The sequence below is a fragment of the Vibrio sp. 10N.222.47.A9 genome (genome assembly GCF_963872585.1).
GTDB lineage: Bacteria > Pseudomonadota > Gammaproteobacteria > Enterobacterales > Vibrionaceae > Vibrio > Vibrio splendidus.
In genome coordinates this window covers 26,417-47,106 of the sequence record NZ_CAWNBB010000024.1, presented here as the reverse complement: position 1 = coordinate 47,106, position 20,690 = coordinate 26,417, and the positions used below count along the sequence as shown (strand labels likewise).

19 protein-coding genes are annotated in these 20,690 nt (G+C 44.5%); 4 read left to right on the top strand and 15 right to left on the bottom strand.

Going from position 1 to position 20,690, the window contains the following annotated elements; genetic code table 11:
• Positions 1-73: 73 nt before the first annotated feature.
• A complete protein-coding gene (locus AACT19_RS06630) occupies positions 74-2,692 on the top strand; it encodes an EAL domain-containing protein (protein WP_076645785.1) in 2,619 nt (872 codons plus the stop codon).
• A 91-nt stretch (positions 2,693-2,783) separates the two neighbouring features.
• Here AACT19_RS06630 and hemN read toward each other — a convergent pair whose 3' ends face one another.
• The 5 genes from hemN to AACT19_RS06605 all read right to left on the bottom strand — a co-directional run bounded on the left by hemN (position 2,784) and on the right by AACT19_RS06605 (position 7,387).
• Complete coding sequence (gene hemN, locus AACT19_RS06625; RefSeq protein WP_004735579.1) at positions 2,784-4,175, bottom strand: oxygen-independent coproporphyrinogen III oxidase; 1,392 nt, start codon at positions 4,173-4,175, stop codon at positions 2,784-2,786.
• A 346-nt stretch (positions 4,176-4,521) separates the two neighbouring features.
• Positions 4,522-5,010 (bottom strand): DUF2489 domain-containing protein, encoded by a 489-nt coding sequence (locus AACT19_RS06620; RefSeq protein ID WP_017079341.1) that lies wholly within the window; start codon positions 5,008-5,010, stop codon positions 4,522-4,524.
• A 6-nt stretch (positions 5,011-5,016) separates the two neighbouring features.
• Positions 5,017-5,574, bottom strand: coding sequence for a Der GTPase-activating protein YihI (yihI, locus tag AACT19_RS06615; protein WP_004735577.1), 558 nt, complete (start codon positions 5,572-5,574; stop codon positions 5,017-5,019).
• Positions 5,574-6,212 carry a class I SAM-dependent methyltransferase gene (locus AACT19_RS06610; protein WP_004735576.1) on the bottom strand — a complete coding sequence of 213 codons (639 nt, stop codon included), beginning with the start codon at positions 6,210-6,212 and terminating at the stop codon, positions 5,574-5,576. The genes yihI and AACT19_RS06610 overlap by 1 nt, the downstream gene beginning before the upstream one ends.
• A 557-nt stretch (positions 6,213-6,769) precedes the next feature.
• Complete coding sequence (locus AACT19_RS06605; RefSeq protein WP_004735574.1) at positions 6,770-7,387, bottom strand: c-type cytochrome; 618 nt, start codon at positions 7,385-7,387, stop codon at positions 6,770-6,772.
• A gap of 148 nt (positions 7,388-7,535) precedes the next feature.
• Between AACT19_RS06605 and yihA the strand changes: the two genes are divergently transcribed.
• Together yihA and AACT19_RS06595 are read left to right on the top strand one after the other, a co-directional pair.
• Positions 7,536-8,195 carry a ribosome biogenesis GTP-binding protein YihA/YsxC gene (gene yihA, locus AACT19_RS06600; RefSeq protein WP_004735573.1) on the top strand — a complete coding sequence of 220 codons (660 nt, stop codon included), beginning with the start codon at positions 7,536-7,538 and terminating at the stop codon, positions 8,193-8,195.
• A 230-nt stretch (positions 8,196-8,425) separates the two neighbouring features.
• Positions 8,426-9,025: a hypothetical protein gene (locus AACT19_RS06595; RefSeq protein ID WP_017081700.1), complete on the top strand. Its 600-nt coding sequence runs from the start codon at positions 8,426-8,428 to the stop codon at positions 9,023-9,025.
• Positions 9,026-9,291: 266 nt separating this feature from the next.
• Here AACT19_RS06595 and AACT19_RS25505 read toward each other — a convergent pair whose 3' ends face one another.
• From AACT19_RS25505 to hemB, 4 genes are all read right to left on the bottom strand, one after another.
• On the bottom strand, positions 9,292-9,339 hold the full coding sequence (locus AACT19_RS25505) for a hypothetical protein (protein WP_438356636.1): 48 nt from the start codon (positions 9,337-9,339) through the stop codon (positions 9,292-9,294).
• 193 nt (positions 9,340-9,532) lie between these two features.
• Positions 9,533-12,346, bottom strand: a complete 2,814-nt coding sequence (gene polA / locus AACT19_RS06590) for a DNA polymerase I (RefSeq protein ID WP_065682019.1) — start codon at positions 12,344-12,346, stop codon at positions 9,533-9,535.
• A gap of 678 nt (positions 12,347-13,024) precedes the next feature.
• Entirely contained in the window at positions 13,025-13,459 is a 435-nt protein-coding gene (locus AACT19_RS06585) for a GNAT family N-acetyltransferase (RefSeq protein ID WP_076645783.1), read from the bottom strand.
• A 78-nt stretch (positions 13,460-13,537) separates the two neighbouring features.
• The gene (hemB, locus tag AACT19_RS06580; RefSeq protein ID WP_004735569.1) at positions 13,538-14,581 is read right to left on the bottom strand and encodes a porphobilinogen synthase; all 1,044 of its coding nucleotides are present in this window, start codon (positions 14,579-14,581) and stop codon (positions 13,538-13,540) included.
• A gap of 207 nt (positions 14,582-14,788) precedes the next feature.
• Here hemB and AACT19_RS06575 point away from each other — a divergent pair, with 207 nt between their 5' ends.
• Complete coding sequence (locus AACT19_RS06575; protein WP_017079345.1) at positions 14,789-15,550, top strand: TatD family hydrolase; 762 nt, start codon at positions 14,789-14,791, stop codon at positions 15,548-15,550.
• Between the two features lie 349 nt (positions 15,551-15,899).
• Here the strand turns inward: AACT19_RS06575 and tatC are convergent, their stop codons facing one another.
• From tatC to ubiE, 6 genes are all read right to left on the bottom strand, one after another.
• Entirely contained in the window at positions 15,900-16,655 is a 756-nt protein-coding gene (gene tatC, locus AACT19_RS06570; RefSeq protein ID WP_004735567.1) for a twin-arginine translocase subunit TatC, read from the bottom strand.
• Between the two features lie 136 nt (positions 16,656-16,791).
• Positions 16,792-17,199 carry a Sec-independent protein translocase protein TatB gene (tatB, locus tag AACT19_RS06565; protein ID WP_004735566.1) on the bottom strand — a complete coding sequence of 136 codons (408 nt, stop codon included), beginning with the start codon at positions 17,197-17,199 and terminating at the stop codon, positions 16,792-16,794.
• A gap of 3 nt (positions 17,200-17,202) precedes the next feature.
• On the bottom strand, positions 17,203-17,457 hold the full coding sequence (tatA, locus tag AACT19_RS06560) for a Sec-independent protein translocase subunit TatA (protein WP_004735565.1): 255 nt from the start codon (positions 17,455-17,457) through the stop codon (positions 17,203-17,205).
• A 54-nt stretch (positions 17,458-17,511) separates the two neighbouring features.
• Complete coding sequence (gene ubiB, locus AACT19_RS06555) at positions 17,512-19,146, bottom strand: ubiquinone biosynthesis regulatory protein kinase UbiB (protein ID WP_017079346.1); 1,635 nt, start codon at positions 19,144-19,146, stop codon at positions 17,512-17,514.
• Entirely contained in the window at positions 19,143-19,748 is a 606-nt protein-coding gene (locus tag AACT19_RS06550; protein ID WP_019350537.1) for a ubiquinone biosynthesis accessory factor UbiJ, read from the bottom strand. The genes ubiB and AACT19_RS06550 overlap by 4 nt, the downstream gene beginning before the upstream one ends.
• A 98-nt stretch (positions 19,749-19,846) precedes the next feature.
• Entirely contained in the window at positions 19,847-20,626 is a 780-nt protein-coding gene (gene ubiE / locus AACT19_RS06545) for a bifunctional demethylmenaquinone methyltransferase/2-methoxy-6-polyprenyl-1,4-benzoquinol methylase UbiE (protein ID WP_026012235.1), read from the bottom strand.
• Positions 20,627-20,690: the final 64 nt, after the last annotated feature.

The window sequence follows — 20,690 nt, the reverse complement described above, 5'->3', positions numbered from 1 at the left end:
CAAAAAAGGGTCGCTTGGTTTGAATAGTGTCGGTACAATTAAGGTATGCCATTCACTAAAGTTGTAGCTAAAGATGTCTTTGAAAACACAAATTACCTTGAGAACTGCTGTGGTTCTGCCATTCGTGATGATTTTTCTGTTCACTATGAGCGTAATGGTTTTCACTCAAAAGCAAAGCTACAAAGAGATGGTGAGTGATGTTAGTGCACGCCAACTAACATCACTTACTGACCATGTTCATCAAAGCCTGTCCAACTTTTTAGAAAAGCCATTTCACGCGAACCTCTCGCTCAGCCATAACATCGGCTACCACCACCTTTACCAAGCGGGAAACCTTAGCAAGGTCCAAGACTACATTCTTTATACGTTTTCAGACCATTTCACTGCTATACCTCAACTCGATGTGATCGGCTTTGGTTATGAAGATGGTAACTATGTCGGTTTTCGTAAAGAAGCTAACAACGGCTATACCTTGATGGTACAAGACGAGCGTACTAGCGATCAGCTGGTCATTTACCGTGGCAGCAAGATCAGCGAAGACATTCGATCTGTGATTTCAGGTTACGACCCGAGAGTCCGCCCTTGGTACACAACCGTTGCGACGCAAAAAAAGGCTGTATGGTCGCCAATTTATGCCAATGCAGATGAACGCCAAGAGATCACCTTATCTGCCCTCGCCCCTATCTATGATGACAACGAATTCAAAGCCGTCGTCGTTAGCGACATTAAGATCAATACCTTCAATGCGTTTCTCAAAGAACTCAAAGATAAAACGGATGCCTCTGTTTATATCATTGATAAACAGCAACGCTTGGTCGCTCACTCAGGCGGAGGCAGCGTGGTCTCTTGGGGAACAGGGAAAACCAATAAGGGCCAACGCTTACTGGCATCAGAGAGTGCTAACCCGGTAATACGTGAAAGTGCGAGCTACGTAGACCAATTTCACCTAATCGATAATTTGGGCGTGCAGCGCTTTAGCTTTCGCCTAGACAACGAACGATACTTCAACCAAATCACCCCTTATGAAGATGAGCACGGCATCACTTGGTTTATTGGTATGTCGATCCCTGAAAGCAACCTACTCGGTGAATTACCTGAAAACCAAAGAAACAGTTGGTTGCTCGGGCTAGCGCTGAGTTGCATTGGTGTCATTGCTGGGTTAATTGCCTTTAATCGCGTAACCCAACCCATCACCTCAACAGCGGATGCGGCAAAGCGTCTTGCTAAAGGCGATTGGGACACGAGCATGCCAAAGACGGGGCATATCTATGAAACCAGCATGTTGGTGGAGTCATTCAATGAAATGGCCAACAACTTAAAGGCTTCCTTTCAAGCATTGCAGTCTCAGCTTACCTATGACTCATTAACCAAGCTATACAGCCGCGAAGGCTTTATCGACGCTGCCAAGAAAAACCCAGCAAACGAAAAAGGCACACTTTATTTAGTGGGTATTGATCGCTTCCGAGACATCAATGACAGCCTTGGTCATTACAATGGTGACCAATTGCTTATCATTGCGGCCGCTCGTTTAAGAGGCACATTGCCATCCGAGTACCTATTAGCTCGCACTGGCGGTGATGAATTCGCCATTTACGCCCCGAACGTCATCCAAAGCGAGGAAGCTCAACTACTGACGAATCGCTTGCTTCAAACCTTTGCTTCCCCATTTTCAATGGAACCAGAAAGTGTCGTCATTAAAGTATCGATGGGCGTCGTCGGTGTATCTAACGTCCACGACATTGCGCTATTGCTGCGTAGTAGTAGCATTGCTTTGAGCAACGCAAAACAAGACAAAGCTAGTGTCAGCATTTACAGCCCTGAGATGGGTAAAGCATCAAGACATCGCACTAAGATGCTGGCGCGGATGAACCGAGCGATTGAACTTCAACAGTTCGAACCCTTCTATCAACCTATTATTGATCTAGAATCCGGATCGACCATTGGGGCTGAAGCTTTAGCACGCTGGATAGCCGATGAAGGCGTAATTTCACCACTTGAATTCATTCCTCTCGCTGAAGAGAGCGGGCTGATTTACGATATCGGCAAGCAAATTCTACATAAGTCGTGTCGAGATACTGCCATCGCGATTGAGTCAGGAAAATGGAGCAAGGACTTCTCTATTCACGTCAACCTGTCGGTCGATCAACTGAGTGAAAGTGGCTTTGTTGAACAAGTAAAAGGCACGCTACGTGACACCAAGCTACCAGCAAGCAACCTGACACTTGAGATCACTGAGTCACGCATCGTCGACAATGACCCAGCCATCATCGATAACATGCTGACGCTAAAAGCATTAGGCATCTCGATTGCAATTGATGACTTTGGTACCGGCTATTCGTCACTGGCTTATTTACACAAACTGCCATTTGATTGCTTAAAGATCGATCGTAGCTTCGTCAGCAAGCTCGAAAAAGAGAACCTAGACAGCTCGATCGTCGCGGCCATCGTTAACATCACCAAAGGTTTCAAAGTGAGCTTAGTGGCAGAAGGCGTTGAAACACAGCAACAGGCAGAACTCCTCAAGCAACTAAAATGCCCACTGGCTCAAGGCTTCTTATACAGTCGTCCAGTTCCGTTTGATCAGTGGCCAACCGATCTCATCAATGTTCAAAAGAATGCCAACACTCAACCGAATAACGAAGCCAAACAAATGACCAAAAGTAAACAAAGCACCAAAAAGGGTGTCACCTAGTCAGGTAGAAAGTCTTCTGTTAGCAAGACACAGATACAAAAATGCCAGCATAATGCTGGCATTTTTTATGTTTTTATTCTCAGTCGAGCGATTAAATCACACGAGAGAACTGCTGTTGACGAGCCTTAGCACGTAGGTATTTATCGAAACACATACAGATGTTACGAATCAACAAACGGCCACGCAAAGTCACGCGGATTTCTTTGTCGTCAACTTCAACCAACTCATCGTTGATGAAGGTTTGCAGTAGCCCTAAATCTTCTTTGAAGTAACGATTAAAGTTAACCGAGAACTCAGATTCGATCATGGTTTTATCAAGCTTAAAGTTACAGATAAGCTGTTTGATCACTTCACGACGTAGAAGGTCGTCACTGTCTAGAGCAACACCTTTCCAAAGCGCGTGGCGCAGGTCATTCACTTGAGCATAGTACTTCTTCAGTTCTTTCTGGTTTTGAGCGTAAGCATCACCGACCATAGAGATAGCAGAAACACCGAAACCAATTAGGTCAGCTTCACCTTGGGTCGTGTAGCCTTGGAAGTTACGATGCAGAATACCTTCACGTTGTGCTACTGCTAGCTCGTCTTCAGGCAGAGCAAAGTGATCCATACCAATGAACTGGTAGCCCGCGCCCGTTAAAGTCTCAATGGTATCTTGTAGAATTGCCATTTTCTCTTTTGGTTCAGGTAGGTCTTCATCTTTAATCTTACGCTGCGCGGCAAACAGTTGCGGCATGTGTGCGTAGTTAAATACCGATAAACGACCCGGTTTCATTTCTAACACTTGCTTCAATGTTTCCGCGAACAAAGCTTGAGTCTGCTTTGGTAAGCCATAGATCAAATCAAGGTTGGTTGAACGGAAGCCTAGCTCTTTCGCACGTTTAACCATCGCAATGATGAACTCTTCATCTTGCTCACGGTTAACCAGTTTCTGCACTTCTTTATTGAAGTCTTGCACACCAATGCTCAGGCGGTTGAAGCCTTCGTTACGCAGGTGGTCAAGTACGTCTAGCTCAATCTCACGCGGGTCAACTTCAATACTGATTTCAGCGTCAGCTGTGAAGTTAAATTCCTCACGCAGAATCATCATCAAGCGAGTAATTTGTGTTTTGGTCAAGAACGTTGGCGTACCACCACCGAAGTGCAATTGCGTCACTTCACGGCCATTCAACAAAGAGGCGCGCTGGCGGATTTCATGTTCAATCACATCTAAGTACTCATCCGCTTTATGAGAGTGACGAGTAATGACTTTATTACAACCACAGTAGTAACAAAGCTTATGACAGAACGGGATATGCACGTAAAGAGAGAGTGGACGCTCAGGGTACTGAGTACACGCCATGTCGTAATCAGCGACGGTAAACGCTTCATGAAACTCCAACGCTGTTGGATATGAAGTGTAACGAGGTCCCGAATAGTTGTACTTGTTTAAGATCTCTTGATCCCAAACGATTTGCTGATTCGTTGTTACTGGCTTGCTCGACATAGCGGTAATTCCAATTTAGATCCGCGAGAACCTAAGGTCTCTCAAATCATTTTACATACATTAAAATATAGACGGGTTATTTTGCCACACGACCAGTAAGGTCGTTCCAAGACAAAATCAATTTTTCAGACAAAAACTCAGAACTGCTAGCTTGATCACTAACAAAGCGTCGGGATTAACGAGACGCAAAAGGTAAGAAGGCTCATTTAACATTGTCTATTAAAAGATAAGGCGACTTAAAAACAAGATGCATTTAAGATGAAAAGTCTTAAATGCATAGGTATTAAAAGCAGCGCGTCTAAAAACGGAATGTTAAACAAGCCTCTATATTTAAAAGTCTTAGTGACTAGATCATCTGAATGTTGATTTGGTTGTTGAGAGGCTTAACCTTCTCCTGCAACCTTTTTAAATCTTCAATGACCGCATCATTCAAGCGAGTCTCCGCCTTATGGCGTGTGAGATTCTGCTGCATGCGCTCTTTCTTCGTCAGTTCCTGCCTTCCGTCTCCGCGAGCCATATCTTTTACGATATGGTACAGCTCAGAAAGAGCAGGATACTCAGAATCAAAATCGACACGCTCATCACCCTGAACGTTATCCATAATGATACACACTCGGATACTGATCTCAGGTAAGTCACACTGGCCTTGAATACCCGCTAAGCACAAAGTATTTACGTTTTCGTAAATCGTCGCGTTACGTTTTTCAATGGCAAGTGCTTGATGCTGCTTTTGCAACTCCGTCTGCTTCTTCACTTGAAGTAGAAGGTAACCTGCGTAAGAGCCCAAGCCGAGAATGATAATTCCACCAGCAATTGCTAATAAGGTTACGTTCATTGGCTATTAACCTTTAAAGCTGTCTAAGTCGAAATCTTCGAATTGAGATAGCAAGTCTTCGTCAGAGCTTGCTTTCTTCTTAGATGCAACCGGTGCTTCTTCGAAGATCTCTTCTTCATCGTCTTCTGGTTCTAGCAGACCTAAGCGGCCCATTAGGTGTTCGATACGATCAAGTTTCTCATCAACAAACTTCTGCAGACCTGCACCTAGGTTTTCACCATTTTCGATACGATCTAGCAATGTGTTCAGTTGAGCATCATTCTCAAGCATCTCTAACTCTTGTTCGTTAGATAGCTTGCGCTCTTGTTTCGTCGACTTCTTCGCTGGTTCAACAATCAGCGGGATTTTTTTCTTGCTGCCTAAACGAGGGTCGCGAGCTAGTGCAGCTTTACGCTGTTTTGCTTCGCTACCATCTGAGTGACGGCTGCCAGACTTAAGGCCTTTGCGCTTTTTAACACGCTTACGCTCACGACCTTCAACATCAGATTCACTACGGTTACGAGTAACCATAGGTTCCGGAGCGCCAAGTGCTCCCGGTTTTCTTGATTTCTTACTACGACCCATTACTGCACTTTCCTCAGTAAAATTACATCATTTCCAAAAAATTCTAGTTCGAGCTTATCCCGCTCTGCCAAAAACTGGAATGTTTGACGACTAAAGAAGACGACATGTGTCGGGTCATTCTTGTAGTGCCAACCAGCAAACGCGTCTACGTCTATTACTAGTTTAGTCATAAGACCAATCCAGCCCTTGGGTTTAACTAAATTCAACCATTGCTGCCACACTTTGTCTGGGTGATAAAGATGCTCTATCACCTCCGTGGCAGTCATAAAGTCATACGTTTTTTCCAACACAGAAGCTTCTGGGTGGTAATAGATATCGTACAACTCCATGGTGTGTCCGGCTTCTTCTAACATAATAGATAGCGTAGGGCCTGGGCCACAACCAAAATCTAACCCGTGTGAGTTAGATGAAATTTTGTCTGTTAGTGGATCCGCGATGCGAGATAGAAAACGGCGATAGCCTGCATCACTAGGATCGTTCTCATGGAGATCATAGTGTGCTTTCTCTTCTTTTGCTTCTAACCTTTGTTCAGGTTTAACAAATACCAGTTCACATTGCTGACATTGCAGATAGGCTCTGCGTTTGTCTTCAAAATAGTGATTCACGCCTTGGTGATGGCATAAGGGACAAGTATACATAGCACATCCTTAAACAGGGATGCGAAACATACCAGAAACTGAGTTTATAGTGGAGAGGTATTGGGTGTTTTTTCATCAAATCAATAAAAAAAGCGATAGGAAAACCTATCGCTCTCTAAATCTGCCTATATCGGCCAAAATTTGCATACTCAACTTGGTACACAAATCTCCATTTGTTATTGGTGCTTTCCATGCCAAATTTGTTTGTTGTTCATCGTCCTGATGAGTTTTGGCTATCCTTTTCTAACACCTTGTTGCTGGGCTGTCCTAGCCTGATCCGTTTCTGTCTATACCGTTAGACTAGATGACCATCCGTATCTAAGTCAGCTCCTAGCTGATGGCCGTTACTTTACCGTGTTACAAAAAGACTACAAGAGTTCAAGTTCACACTTTTGTACACAAATCGATCACACATTGATAAATCAGACATCAGCAACAAACATATTAATAAAACCAATACAAAAGAAAACGCCCCGACCATTACTGATCGGGGCGTCTCTTCAATCTCGCTCGAGCGTACATTTCTTTACTCTGGCTAAGAGCAAGAAACCGACATATTAGTGTAAACCACCAACGTACTTCGATAAGGTATCAATATCTGCGTCTGTTAACTTTTTAGCTACATCACGCATCATCGCATTCATGTCGTTATTACGGCTACCATCGCGGAATTTCTCAAGTTGAGCCTTGATGTAATCTGCGTGCTGGCCTGAAATCTTAGGGAAACCAGAAAGTTCGGTACCGTTACCACGTGGACCGTGACAAGCAATACACGCCGTTACGCCGCGTTCTGCGTTACCCGCGGTGTAAAGAACCTTACCTTCATCTACTACGTTCTCAGGAGTAGAGTTACTAGAGATAGGTAGCGATGCGTAGTACGCCGCTAGGTCAGCCATATCTTCTTCAGATAAAGACATCGCCATTGCACCCATTACAGGTTCATTACGACCTTGCTTACCACCACTAGTCATACCGAGCTTAAGCTCTTTTAACTGCTTCTCTAGGTACTTCTCATGTTGACCAGCCAGCTTAGGGTACTGAGTGATCAGACTGTTGCCGTCAGCACCGTGGCAGGCAACACATGTTTGTGATTTGGCTTTACCAGCTTCAATACTACCTTGAGCCCATACTGAGCAGCTGGCTAAAAGACTCAAAATTAGCGCTAATTTCTTCATGACATTCCATTATAATTATCAAGCTTCCAGTACCACTCTATGTTGCCACTCATGGTACAATAGGCGACCTTATGCCGAGCACGGTTATTTTACACAAATTCACAAAAAAGTAATCAATCGACTACACAAAGTCGAGATGGAGTTAACAGTGAGCGTAAAAATTCATTATCAAAACACGCATTTCATTACCAGTGCACCTGATATTCGTCATTTACCAGAAGACGAAGGGATCGAAATTGCGTTTGCAGGACGCTCCAATGCTGGTAAATCTAGCGCGCTAAATCGCGTTACAAACCAAAAAGGCTTGGCGAAAACCAGTAAAACACCCGGTCGAACTCAGCTAATTAACCTATTTAAGGTAACGGACGGTTGTCATATCGTCGATTTACCAGGATATGGCTTTGCTCAAGTCCCGCTTGAGATGAAGAAAAAATGGCAGAAGTCGCTAGGCGAATACCTACAACGACGTGAAAGCCTAAAAGGTTTAGTGGTATTGATGGATATCCGTCACCCAATGAAAGACCTTGACCAACAAATGATCTACTGGGCTATCGATAGCCGCATCCCAGTACAAGTTTTGTTAACAAAAGCAGACAAACTGAAAAGTGGTGCGCGTAAAGCACAGCTACTGAAAATCCGTAATGATGCGAAATCTTTCGGTGGTGATGTTGCGGTTGATGTCTTCTCTTCAATGAAGGGTATCGGCGTTGATCAACTGCGTGCCAAGATGGATGAGTGGTTTGCCCCAGTGTTTGCTGATCAGATCATTGATGAGCTAGCGGACGAAGAGCACAACGACTCAGAGTAGTTCTTCTATCTATAGCTTTATCTATAATTAGAAGTTAAAGCACTTACAGCAAGTGATTTAGCCTTATTAATACCCTTCCTCATATAGGTGGGGTATTTTTTTGCCCAAAAATTAGTGAGTTAAACCTAAGTCTTGAGAATTAAAGACAAGATTAACCAGTTAGAAACGAGAGAAGTGAACCATACTAAAAGACACATCTAAATAAACAGAACAATGAGAAAGGAATACTCATGTGGAAAACACCGTTGGCCATCATTGCACTAATGCTGGTCTCATTGACAGGGTTCGCCTCTGAAGCAGAACAAGAACAAGCCCCACTGATCAATGTTGATATGACCTTGGACTTGGATGGTATGGAAAAATACGCTCAAGATGCGAGTGAGTCTCTTGAGGTGATATCGCAATCTTTGCAGGCGATCGTCAACAACCCCAACCTTAGTGAAGACCAACAACAAGCTCTGAACCAAACCGTTGAAAGCATCAACAAGCTTGCGAGCTCTACCAAGACATCACTCAATCAACTCCCACAAGCCTTAGACCAATCTCGACTCGCCTTTAAAAAGACCAGTCAAATGCTGTTGGATGATATTCAGACCAAGATCATCATTGCGTTAGCAGCCGTTATCGCTGTCATTGTTATCGCTTTGACTGCTATCTACCTACTTATCCTAAAACCCATGCAGCAAACCTTAGTGAAAGCGACCAACAATATCTCTTCTATGGCGCAATCCATCCAAATCACCGCCGAAGCGCTGAAATACAGTACTGAGAAACAACAAGAAATCATGGATTACATTGAGCATTCACCCACTCAATACACTGATAAATAAGGTGTGAGCGATCAATCCTTTATCGGCAACTTGTAAAATAAAAGTTATTTTAAATGATAAAACAATCAAATGAGAGACGGATTTAAATTACCAAATGCTGATCGAGTTCCAGATCTAAGGCAAATCAGGTGTTTATCACTGTGCTTGAGAAAGCGTAAGAAAAGACACTAAAAAGGGCGGGTTTACGGGAGTAATAGTAGGTTAGAAATATTTTTCTTTCGCACAAGAAAAAACGCCCCAGTCAAATACTGACTGGGGCGGCTGAATCAGCCTAATCCAATAACGTGAAACAAAAGGTCTGAAAGATAGAACATCTTACCTCTGTACCCTACAAGATTTAATGTACAACAATTGCTCAGAAATGAAAACAATTTTTGTAGTTTTTTTTCATGAATGTTTTATTAAAACACTTAAATTCTTCTTACGGCTCAACTTTATTCGAGACAAAAAAAAGCCAGTGTTTGTGCACTGGCTCATACTAATTCACTCAATAAGGTCAAAAATTGATTAGTGGGCTTGATCCCAGTTGTCACCGTGGCCTGCTTCCGCGACTAACGGTACTTCTAGATCAGCGGCTGACTCCATCAATTGTTGTACTTTACTTTCAATTTCGGCTAAAGCTGACTCTTGAACTTCAAATACCAATTCATCGTGTACTTGCATCAATAGCTTCACACGACCATCGCCTTCCGCTTGAATCCATTCATCCACTAACAGCATCGCTTTCTTAATGATGTCTGCTGCCGTACCTTGCATCGGTGCATTGATCGCCGCACGTTCAGCGGCTTTACGACGCATGCCATTACGAGATTGGATTTCAGGCAGGTGCAAACGACGACCGTAAATGGTTTCAACAAAGCCTTGCTCTGAAGCCGCGCTGCGTGTGTCTTCCATGTACTGCATTACACCAGGGTAGCGTTCAAAGTAAGTGTCCATGTAGTGTTGTGCTTCACCACGAGGAATACCCAGTTGCTTAGCCAAGCCAAAGGCACTCATACCGTAGATAAGACCGAAGTTAACGGCTTTAGCACGACGACGCTGTTCAGTGGTAACTTGATCAATAGCCACGCCGATAATCTCAGCAGCCGTTGCCGCGTGAATATCTTTGCCTTGTTGGAACGCTTCCAGCAGCGCTTTATCACCCGATAGGTGCGCCATGATACGCAATTCAATTTGAGAGTAATCGACCGCTAGGATCTTCCAACCATGTTGTGCAACGAATGCTTGGCGAATACGACGACCTTCTTCATTACGAATTGGGATGTTCTGTAGGTTTGGATCCGTCGAAGACAAACGACCGGTTGCCGTTACCGCTTGGTGGTAAGAAGTATGAACGCGACCCGTTTCAGCGTTGATCATCTTCGGCAGTTTATCCGTGTAAGTAGACTTCAGTTTCGCAAGGCCACGATACTCAATGATCAGCTTAGGCAACGGGTAATCAAGGGCCAGCTCTTGCAACACTTCTTCGTTAGTTGAAGGCGCACCTGATGGCGTTTTCTTGATAACCGGTAGACCCATTTTTTCAAACAGGATCGCTTGCAGCTGTTTTGGCGAGTTCATGTTGAACTCTTGCTCTGCAATCTCGTAGGCTTTCTGTTCTAACTCATCCAGACGAACCGCAATCTCTTGTGATTGAGCCCCTAGCAGCATGTCATCGATGAATACGCCAGTACGCTCAATGCGAGACATCACAGGAATCAGTGGTACTTCGATTTCTTCATAGATGGTTTTAAGCTTTTCATCTTGCTCGATGTTTTCCATCAGGCGGTTATGCAGACGTAGTGTCACGTCAGCATCTTCTGCAGCGTATGGAGACGCTTCACCCAGCTCAATCTGGTTGAAAGTAAGTTGTTTCTTACCTTTACCTGCGATTTGCTCAAATGAGATGCAGCTATGCTGTAGGAAGCGTAGCGCTAGGCTGTCCATATCGTGCTTGCCACCTACGCTATTGAAAACGTAAGAAGCCAACATAGTATCGTGTTTGATGCCTTTCATCTCGATACCGTAGCGCGCTAGCACACTCATATCATACTTCAGGTTTTGACCCACTTTTGCTTGAGCATCATCTTCAAGAATCGGCTTAAGCTGTTCAAGTACCCAATCACGGTCCAGCTGCTGCGGTGCATCTAGGTAATCATGAGCAACCGGCACGTAAGCGGCAACGCCTTCTTCGGTTGCGAATGACAAGCCAACGAGGTTCGCAACCATGTAATCTAAGCTGTCTGTTTCAGTGTCGAAAGCAAACAATTCAGCTGCTTTAAGCTTTTCTAGCCAAACATTGAATGACGCTTCATCTAGAATCGTTTCGTAGTTACTGCGATCAATTGTCACGGCAGACGTATTCATCTCCACGGTAGACGTTGCTGCAGAAGCACTGCTGCGTACCGCACCAGATCCCGTTGCTGCAGATCTTTCATCCGCCTCAACCACACCACTACCACCTTCAAGCAGCTCGTTCAACCAAGATTTGAAAACCAGTTGGCCGTATAGTTTGATCAGCTCGTCGATATTTGGCTGTGCTTTGACGAGTGACTCTGGTGTCTCTTCAAGTTCAACATCTAACTTAATCGTCGCAAGCTGGTAAGACATATCAGCATTGTCTTTATTATCAGCTAGCTTCTTAGCCATGGTTTTCGAACCACGGAAACCAAGCGCCGCAATATCATCAAGATTTTGATACAACTTTTCGATACTACCGATACCTTGCAGCAATGCCGTCGCAGTCTTATCGCCAACACCTGGAATGCCCGGAATGTTATCCACTTTATCGCCCATCAGCGCGAGATAATCGATAATAAGCTCAGGCGGAATACCAAACTTCTCAATAACACCTTCACGATCCATCACCACGTTGGTCATGGTGTTGATCAGAGTAACGTTGTCATCGACCAGCTGCGCCATATCTTTATCACCGGTACTGATAAGCACAGGCATACCCATCGCAGAAGCTTGAGAAGCCAACGTACCAATCACGTCATCTGCTTCAACGCCGGGAATAGAGATAAGTGGTAAACCCATCGCACGAATCACATTGTGCAATGGTTCTATCTGGCAACGAAGATCGTCAGGCATAGGTGGGCGGTTTGCTTTGTACTCTGGGTACATATCATCACGGAACGTTTTCCCTTTCGCATCAAAAATAACCGCAATACGATCAGAAGCAAATTGACGCATCATGCTGCGTAGCATGTTAACCACACCATAAACAGCATTCGTTGGGATATCACCATTGCTCATGGTGCCAGGGTAAGCATGGAACGCGCGATATAGGTAAGAAGAGCCATCGATCAGAATCAATGGATTATCAGGAATACGAGCCATAATGTTTGTGAATCCAGTAAGTACAGAAATTATCTGTTAAGAATGCCACGTCTGTTGGTTGGATTCTACGTTGTCGATCTGTATCCGTTCACTCGGTTGTGTTCGTAATAATCGATTTGTTGTTATTTTTTGTTCTTAGACACAAGCGTTCTGTGGATAACTCTGTTTATATTATTTACCCACCCTGTTGAGAACTAAGGTAAACCACCAAAAAAACGCAAATAAACCACTGAAAATAAAGGATAAAATTACAGATCGAACATATGATCAACGATCTTTTCTCGATCTTGCATTGTGGAAAAGAATGCTGATGGCGTTTTATTCATAAAAAAACGTGCCACTAAATATGCATCTTGTTGAAATGGAGGTATAAAAAAAGCGACACCCGAAGATGTCGCCTAGCAAAAACCGGTAAAGCCATTCAAATTGAATACCACAGCTTTACCTAAAAGCTATAAATTACACTGGAAGCAATGTGAGCAATGTCGTGTCAAAAAGAACTTAGTACAAGTTCGCGAGAATTCTGTTGGGTAACCAAGTAGATACTTGAGTACTTAACATCCTTGTGAACATTTCCTCATTCCCTAAGACGAAGTTAATAATAATGATTCTCATTTAATAGTCAACACTTAAATGATAATAAATCTCATTTAATTTATAAACCGTTAGCCACAGTGCTCAAATTTTCTTCAGAAAATGAATTCTATGGGCATTAATGTCTTCTTTTTCTTCTAATTTTTCAATTAGGTAACCGTTTCTCAATAACAGACGCAGCATCGCGGGAAACAGGTTACGAGATTTCACTTTCAGCTGTTGGTAGCCCTGTTGCTTCACCCACTGTTCTTGAATATCTAATTGCGCCTGTGCAACACCTTTATTCCTTGCGATCGGTAACACGCCCCCAAACCAGCTGTAAAACGTGTTTTCATCCAATTCATAACCGATCTTAAAACCCAGTAACACACCCGCCTCTTCAGCAACGAGGATCAGGCTTGTTTTACCCGCTAATCGCTCCGATAAAGACGCTACACTCTCTTTTTTGGCGAACTCGGTAATCTGTTCAACAACAGAAACAACCTCTTCTAATGAGCCTTCACGCACAATGACAGACATCTTGTTTCATCCTCATAAAACAAAAGGGCTGGCACAACGGCCAACCCTTTGGTGATCATATGGTTTGCTTGATCGTACTTACTTGCCTTGCAAGTGCTCAGCAGCTTGTGCGTTATCTTCAGCAAGCCACTCTGCGACATCTTTAGCGAAATACGTCAGGATGCCATCAGCGCCAGCACGCTTAAAGCACAACAGTGATTCCATTACGGTTTCGCGCTCTTTCAGCCAGCCGTTTTGAATCGCCGCTTTGTGCATCGCGTATTCACCAGATACTTGGTAAGCAAACGTAGGCGCTTGCAGTTCGTGCTTAACACGACGAACAATATCAAGGTAAGGCATGCCTGGTTTCACCATCACCATGTCCGCACCTTCATTAAGATCCATCGCGACTTCATGAATCGCTTCATCGCTGTTGGCTGGATCCATCTGGTAGTTCTTCTTGTTACCACCTTTCAGGTTCGAAGCACTGCCAACTGCATCACGGAATGGGCCGTAGTAGCACGATGCATATTTTGCAGAGTACGCCATGATTTGAGTATGAATGTAGCCAGCTTCTTCTAGCGCTTCACGGATTTTACCAATACGGCCATCCATCATGTCTGACGGTGCAACCACATCAGCACCCGCTTCAGCGTGTGATAGTGCCTGCTTGATTAAGACTTCAGTCGTCTCGTCATTCATCACGTAACCATCTTCATCGATGATGCCGTCTTGACCATGAGTAGTGAACGGATCCAGTGCTACGTCAGTAATCACACCCATATTTGGCACGTGCTCTTTGAGTAAGCGTACTGCTCGTTGGACCAAACCTTCTGAGTTATGAGCTTCAGCCGCGCATAAACTTTTAGCATCTTGGTTCACTACCGGAAACAGAGCAATTGCTGGAACACCCAATTTTGACAGGTAATCCGCTTCCTCAAGCATAAGATCGATAGACAGGCGTTCAACACCTGGCATTGACTCGACAGGTTCACGACGCTCTTTACCCATAAGAATAAACATTGGGTAGATGAGATCATCCACAGACAATTGATTTTCTGCCATTAGGCGACGGCTAAAGTCGTGCTTACGCATACGGCGCATACGACGACCTGGGAATTGACCTTGAATTGAAACAGACACTAGATTCTCCTTGCCTAGTCTAAGCACCAAAATGCTCAGATATGAAAGTGCTAAATACAGGCAAAAGCATATCACTGATGGCTCAGGACGCTAACAGTAAAATATAAAACCCACTCAAAAACAGGGATAAATGGCAAAAAATGACCTTCTCCTCACACTGCCGTATACTCATGACAACTCAGAAAAGACCGCTTTCAGGACACAACAATGATCGACACCCATGCCCATATTTACGCGAGCGAATTCGATGAAGACCGCGAACAAGTCGTGCAACGCGCGCTTGCTCAAGGTATTGATACCATTCTGCTGCCGAACATCGATTTAGAATCTATCGAGCCAATGCTCGCGACGGAAGCTCAGTTTCCTGAGGTGTGTCGTTCAATGATGGGCTTACACCCTTGTTATGTGGATGCGAATATCGAGCAAACCCTCAAAACCATTCGAGCTTGGTTTGATAAACATGACTTTATCGCCGTGGGTGAGATTGGTATCGACTTGTACTGGGATAAAACCTTCAAGGCTGAACAAGAGATGGCGTTTGTGACTCAACTGCAGTGGGCAAAAGAGCTTGATCTACCTGTGGTGATCCACACTCGTGATTCCATTGAAGAGACACTTGCCCTACTTCGTAAAGAACAAGATGGCAGCTTACGCGGGGTATTCCACTGTTTTGGCAGTAGCTTAGAGGAAGCTCAAGCGATCAACGAGCTAGGCTTTCATTTAGGTTTAGGCGGCGTATCGACCTTTAAGAACTCGGGGATGGATAAGGTGATTCCACATCTTGATATGAATTACGTCATCCTAGAGACAGATTGCCCATACTTAGCACCAACACCGAATCGCGGTAAACGCAACGAGCCCGCGTACACCGAACTGGTGGCAAAACGCATCGCTGAATTACGCGGAATTACCCTTGAAGAAGTCGAAAATATAACCACCATCAATGCTAAATCATTGTTTAATCTATGACAAATCTATTAATAAGTAAATATTACGGATTTATCCTCAATTCATTTGAGAAAACTAGGTGATATGTATACTATCAACCGCCTGCATATGGAGGTAGTTGATTATGTGTGACCATTCACAACACTTACAACGTCAACATCGAACTCTGTGGCATAAAATTTGGGGCATCAAAGAGCTCTATATATGTCAGAACTGTGGTTATCAGTTAAAGATTCGATAAACAGACATAATAAAAAAGCGGCCTAGGGCCGCTTTTTTATTATGTGATTGTTACTGAAGAACTCTAACGATCATGCTCATCCGTAATGACTACTGCTTTTATAGCATCTGCGAACATGGCATCTGCGAATTAAGACTCCGCTTCTTCCTCTTCATCCGCATCTGGTTTACGCACATAGAAACGCGCGAAGAACAGACCAATCTCAAACAGAATACACATTGGAATCGCCAACAGTGTCTGCGAAATCATATCAGGCGGCGTTAGCATCATGCCGACAATAAACGCACCTACAACAATGTAAGGACGCTTCTCTGCCAGTTCTTTAGGTGTCGTTGCACCCGTCCAACATAGCAAGATAATGGCGACTGGCACTTCAAAAGCGATACCAAAGGCAAAGAACAGCGCGAGCACAAAATCAAGGTAACTCGATATGTCGGTTGCGAACTCTACTCCCCCTAATGATATGGCGGTAAAAAAGCCAAATACCAACGGGAATACAATGAAGTAAGCGAACGCCACACCACAGTAAAACAGCAATGAGCTTGAAGCCAATAACGGCATGATCAAGCGCTTCTCATGCTTGTATAAGCCCGGAGCGACAAAGGCCCACACCTGATACAAAATAAACGGAACCGCGAGGAATATAGACGCGATCAAGGTCAGTTTTAAGGGTGTGAAAAATGGTGATGCTACATCAGTTGCGATCATCGTCGCGCCTTCAGGTAAACGATCTACCAAAGGTGCAGAGACGAACTCATAAATATCATTAGCGAAATAAATTAGCCCAACAAACACCACCAGAACAGCAACAATCGCGCGCAATAGGCGATTACGCAGTTCTAGAAGATGGCTAATTAAAGGCTGTGTCTGCTCAGTCGAAGACATGTCAAACCTCTTAAACAGGAAGATCGAAAAGGAGCCGCGTGCGTGCGTGCGTATCTATCCACTTGAATAGTTATTTATTTAAATAGCTGTCTACTTAAATAACTACATAAGCATCTGGCGACTCCTCCTTGCGAGACTATTCGGCTTTCTTATCTGACGGTGCTGAAGCTTCACTGTTGACCTGAATGGTTTCAGATTCCACAGTTTCCGTGACACTAGGTTCAGTCTCACTCGGCTTATCAGACTCAGGCTTAGCATACGGGCGTTGAACTTGAGCAGCGGCCTGCTTAAGTTCATCAACTGATGCTTTTAGGTCTGGAGATAAATCTTCCATACCCATTTTTTCCGCCTTGCGTAGGTTTTCTTGCAGCTCTTGCACCTTAAGCTCGTGAGAAAGTTCATCTTTCACACTGTTTGCCATGCTTTTCGCTTGTCCAACAAACTTGGAAATACTGCGAATCGCCACAGGCAAACGCTCAGGTCCTAAAACGACTAACCCAACGACAGATATTAATACCAGTTCCCAAAAACCGATATCAAACACGATTTACGCCTGCTCTTTGTCTTTCTTTGTTTCAGCAGTCGTTTCAGCGCTAGCTTCTTTCTTCTGCTGTTCAATGTTCTTTGGTTCAAAGTCTGCGTCTTTCTTATCTGCAGGCTTATCTTCATCGCTCATTGCTTTTTTGAAGCCTTTCACCGCTGAACCTAAGTCACCGCCCATACCGCGCAGTTTCTTCGTTCCGAAAAGTAAAATTACAATCACAGCAATGATTAGAAGTTGCCAAATACTGATACCACCCATTGTCATTGTCCTCGGGTCTGTCTACACATAAAAAATATTAAGGGAGTCTACTGTCTAACGACGGTAAGCTCGCCAACTTAGCAGCCAAAATGTGACACCTGCGATGCCACAGCCCATAGATAGCTGCTCATAAGGGCTTGAAACTAATATTGCGGAGCATACGACTAAAGTAGCTCCAACGCCAAACAAAAACTTTCCTGTTGCTTGCTGACGCTTACTATCTCGGTAACCTTGATAAAGCTGATCCATTCTGTGGTTCATGGCTTTACCTTGGCGCAAGCTGTCATAAAGTAGCTCTGGCAGCTCTGGCAGTTTTTCTGCCCAGAATGGCGCACGCTCTTTTACTGCGTTGATCACAGCTTGCGGCCCCACCTGATTCATCATCCAGGTTTCAAGGAAAGGCTTCGCCGTTGCCCACAAATCAAGTTGCGGATACAGCTGACGGCCTAGGCCTTCGACATACAACAAGGTCTTTTGCAGAAGCACCAACTGAGGTTGAACCTCCATGTTGAAACGTCTTGCTGTATTAAATAAGTTTAGCAACACATGGCCAAATGAGATCTCGCCAAGTGGTTTTGCAAAAATCGGCTCACACACCATACGAATCGCGAACTCGAAATCGTTAACGTTGGTGTCGTGTGGCACCCAACCCGAATCCACGTGCAGCTCTGCGACCTTACGGTAATCTCGATTGAAGAAGGCCAGCAGGTTCTCTGCTAAATAACGCTTATCTTCGCTATTGAGCGTGCCAACAATGCCACAATCCAAACCAATCCACTGAGGGTTGTCTGGATTTTCTGGATTAACGAATACGTTACCCGGGTGCATGTCGGCATGGAAGAAGCTGTCTCGGAATACTTGAGTGAAGAATACCGTCACACCACGTTCTGCCAACAATTTCATGTTAGTGCCGTTGGCGTTCAGAGTTTCAATATCGGAAACCTGAATACCATAGATTCGCTCTGATACCATCAGGGTTTCACTGCTTAAATCAGGGATAACCTCTGGGACATACAGCTCTTCGCTGCCTTCAAAATTACGTCGCAGCTGAATGGCATTGGCTGCCTCTCGGCGCAGGTCCAGTTCATCAATTAACGTTTTTTCGTACTCGTGAACGACCTCAACCGGTTTCAAACGACGTGCTTCAGGAAGCGACTTAGCGACTATACGCGCCATTCGGTGCATCAGTTTTAGATCTGCATCAATCACCGGACGAATATCAGGGCGAATTACCTTCAGAACAATCTCGCGGCCGCTCTCTTTAAGCTTTGCCGTATGCACCTGAGCGATAGAAGCAGAGGCCAATGGCTCGATATCAAAGTCGGTAAACCAGTTATCTAAACTGCCACCCAGTGCCTTTTCCATATCTTGCTTGGCCAATGCGCCATCAAATGGAGCGACTTGGTCTTGCAATAACGCCAATTGATCAGCGATATGAGGAGGGAACAGATCACGACGTGTCGACATCATTTGACCAAACTTGATCCACACTGGCCCAAGTTCTTGCAGCGCAAGGCGTAAGCGATGACCCAACTCTTTATCTTGATGCTTGTTCTTAAGCCAAAACAGTGACTTTCGCGCCAGCAAAGGAGCTTTAGTCAAATGGTGCTCAGGCATCAATTCATCAAGGCCGTACTCTAACTGTACCTTGATAATATGATAAAGACGTTTCAGTTCTGTTGGGGTCATATTTTCTCCAACAGAGCGTTCAACTTAGCTTCAAGGCGAGCTACCGAGCTTTTTACGTCATCAACCTGATCGCAAAAATGCACCACTTCTAACGGAGCCGGTGCAATCTTCCACTCTTCTGTCAGAACCTGAGCAACATGGTTTTGATGCTTAGTTGCTTGCTTCGCCACAAAACCACCGACGTTTTTAACGCCTTGTACCAAGGTATGCGCAACCACATCGCCCGTTACGCGCGATAGCCACTCTTCTAAGTCCGGCTTGCAGTCTGTCATCAGCTGAGCAAATTTTTGTGCGAGTTGAATGTCACCCTCTAAGATCAGCTTATCTTGCTTGATCAGCTTGGTGATGTTCGATTGCTCACGCAGTTCAGGCAGTACCGATAGGTTCAAAGATAGGTAGCAATCAGGCTGCCCTTCATATTCAGACAACACATCGATTTGTTGGCTAAAAACGAAAGTGAGAGTTTTATTCAGCTCTTTCAAATTAACTTGAATGATCTGCCCCTTTAAACGAGACAAACGACGAACCAAGGCTGGATCATCGTTCACGAAAGTATTTAAAGAGGTTTCAATAACCGCGGTGACCAATGGATCAAATGGCATGACTGTCCTTACCTTTGAAAACGGATAAGCGTTAACCTATCCGTTCTGTCTTTATTCTTATTTTTTAGCACGCCCTACGAGCCTGCTACCAAGTTCGACTAGAACTTGTAACCACGGTGCAGCGCAACAATGCCGCCCGTTAGGTTGAAGTATTTTGTATTTTCAAAGCCCGCTTCTTGCATCATGCCTTCCAAGGTTTCTTGGTTAGGGTGCATGCGGATTGATTCTGCAAGGTAACGATAGCTGTCTGCGTCGTTGGCAATCAGCTCACCCATTTTTGGCAACAGGTGGAAAGAGTAGGCATCGTAAACCTTTGAAAGAGGCTCAAGTACTGGCTTAGAAAACTCAAGAACCAACAGACGACCGCCCGGCTTCAGCACACGGTACATTGAACGCAGCGCTTGGTCTTTGTCGGTAACATTACGCAGACAGAAGCTGATGGTAATGCAATCGAAGTAGTTATCTGGGAAAGGCAGCTCTTCAGCATTGGCTTGAACGTAATGTACGTTGCCAACAATACCGCTATCACGCAGTTTATCGCGGCCAACATTCAGCATTGAGTTGTTGATATCAGCAAGAACCACGTGGCCTTTTTCGCCAACGATACGCGAGAATTTCGCAGTCAGGTCGCCAGTACCACCACCAAGATCTAGGATGCGTTGACCAGGGCGAACGCCACTGCAATCAATCGTGAATCGCTTCCACAAGCGGTGAACACCACCCGACATTAAGTCATTCATGATGTCGTATTTAGCGGCTACAGAGTGAAATACCTCTGCTACTTTCGCGACTTTTTCGTCTTTTGCGACTGTTTCGAAACCAAAGTGTGTGGTTTCTGACTCTACTGCTGAATTTGTCTGCACGCTTGTGTCCATAATGCTGTTATCTACCATGGTAAGTTCTCATCGACAGTACACTCTCTATTTAGAGGCGCTGCGGCCG

What these genes read in the sequence shown, in the direction of transcription:
- AACT19_RS06620 (WP_017079341.1), bottom strand. Translation starts at nt 5,010, where the DNA reads ATGAACGTAACCTTATTAGCAATTGCTGGTGGAATTATCATTCTCGGC.
- tatC (WP_004735567.1), bottom strand. Translation starts at nt 16,655, where the DNA reads ATGTCTTCGACTGAGCAGACACAGCCTTTAATTAGCCATCTTCTAGAA.
- AACT19_RS06595 (WP_017081700.1), top strand. Translation starts at nt 8,426, where the DNA reads ATGTGGAAAACACCGTTGGCCATCATTGCACTAATGCTGGTCTCATTG.
- AACT19_RS06585 (WP_076645783.1), bottom strand. Translation starts at nt 13,459, where the DNA reads ATGTCTGTCATTGTGCGTGAAGGCTCATTAGAAGAGGTTGTTTCTGTT.
- ubiB (WP_017079346.1), bottom strand. Translation starts at nt 19,146, where the DNA reads ATGACCCCAACAGAACTGAAACGTCTTTATCATATTATCAAGGTACAG.
- tatA (WP_004735565.1), bottom strand. Translation starts at nt 17,457, where the DNA reads ATGGGTGGTATCAGTATTTGGCAACTTCTAATCATTGCTGTGATTGTA.
- AACT19_RS06550 (WP_019350537.1), bottom strand. Translation starts at nt 19,748, where the DNA reads ATGCCATTTGATCCATTGGTCACCGCGGTTATTGAAACCTCTTTAAAT.
- AACT19_RS06630 (WP_076645785.1), top strand. Translation starts at nt 74, where the DNA reads ATGTCTTTGAAAACACAAATTACCTTGAGAACTGCTGTGGTTCTGCCA.
- AACT19_RS06610 (WP_004735576.1), bottom strand. Translation starts at nt 6,212, where the DNA reads ATGTATACTTGTCCCTTATGCCATCACCAAGGCGTGAATCACTATTTT.
- polA (WP_065682019.1), bottom strand. Translation starts at nt 12,346, where the DNA reads ATGGCTCGTATTCCTGATAATCCATTGATTCTGATCGATGGCTCTTCT.
- yihI (WP_004735577.1), bottom strand. Translation starts at nt 5,574, where the DNA reads ATGGGTCGTAGTAAGAAATCAAGAAAACCGGGAGCACTTGGCGCTCCG.
- AACT19_RS06575 (WP_017079345.1), top strand. Translation starts at nt 14,789, where the DNA reads ATGATCGACACCCATGCCCATATTTACGCGAGCGAATTCGATGAAGAC.
- hemN (WP_004735579.1), bottom strand. Translation starts at nt 4,175, where the DNA reads ATGTCGAGCAAGCCAGTAACAACGAATCAGCAAATCGTTTGGGATCAA.
- AACT19_RS06605 (WP_004735574.1), bottom strand. Translation starts at nt 7,387, where the DNA reads ATGAAGAAATTAGCGCTAATTTTGAGTCTTTTAGCCAGCTGCTCAGTA.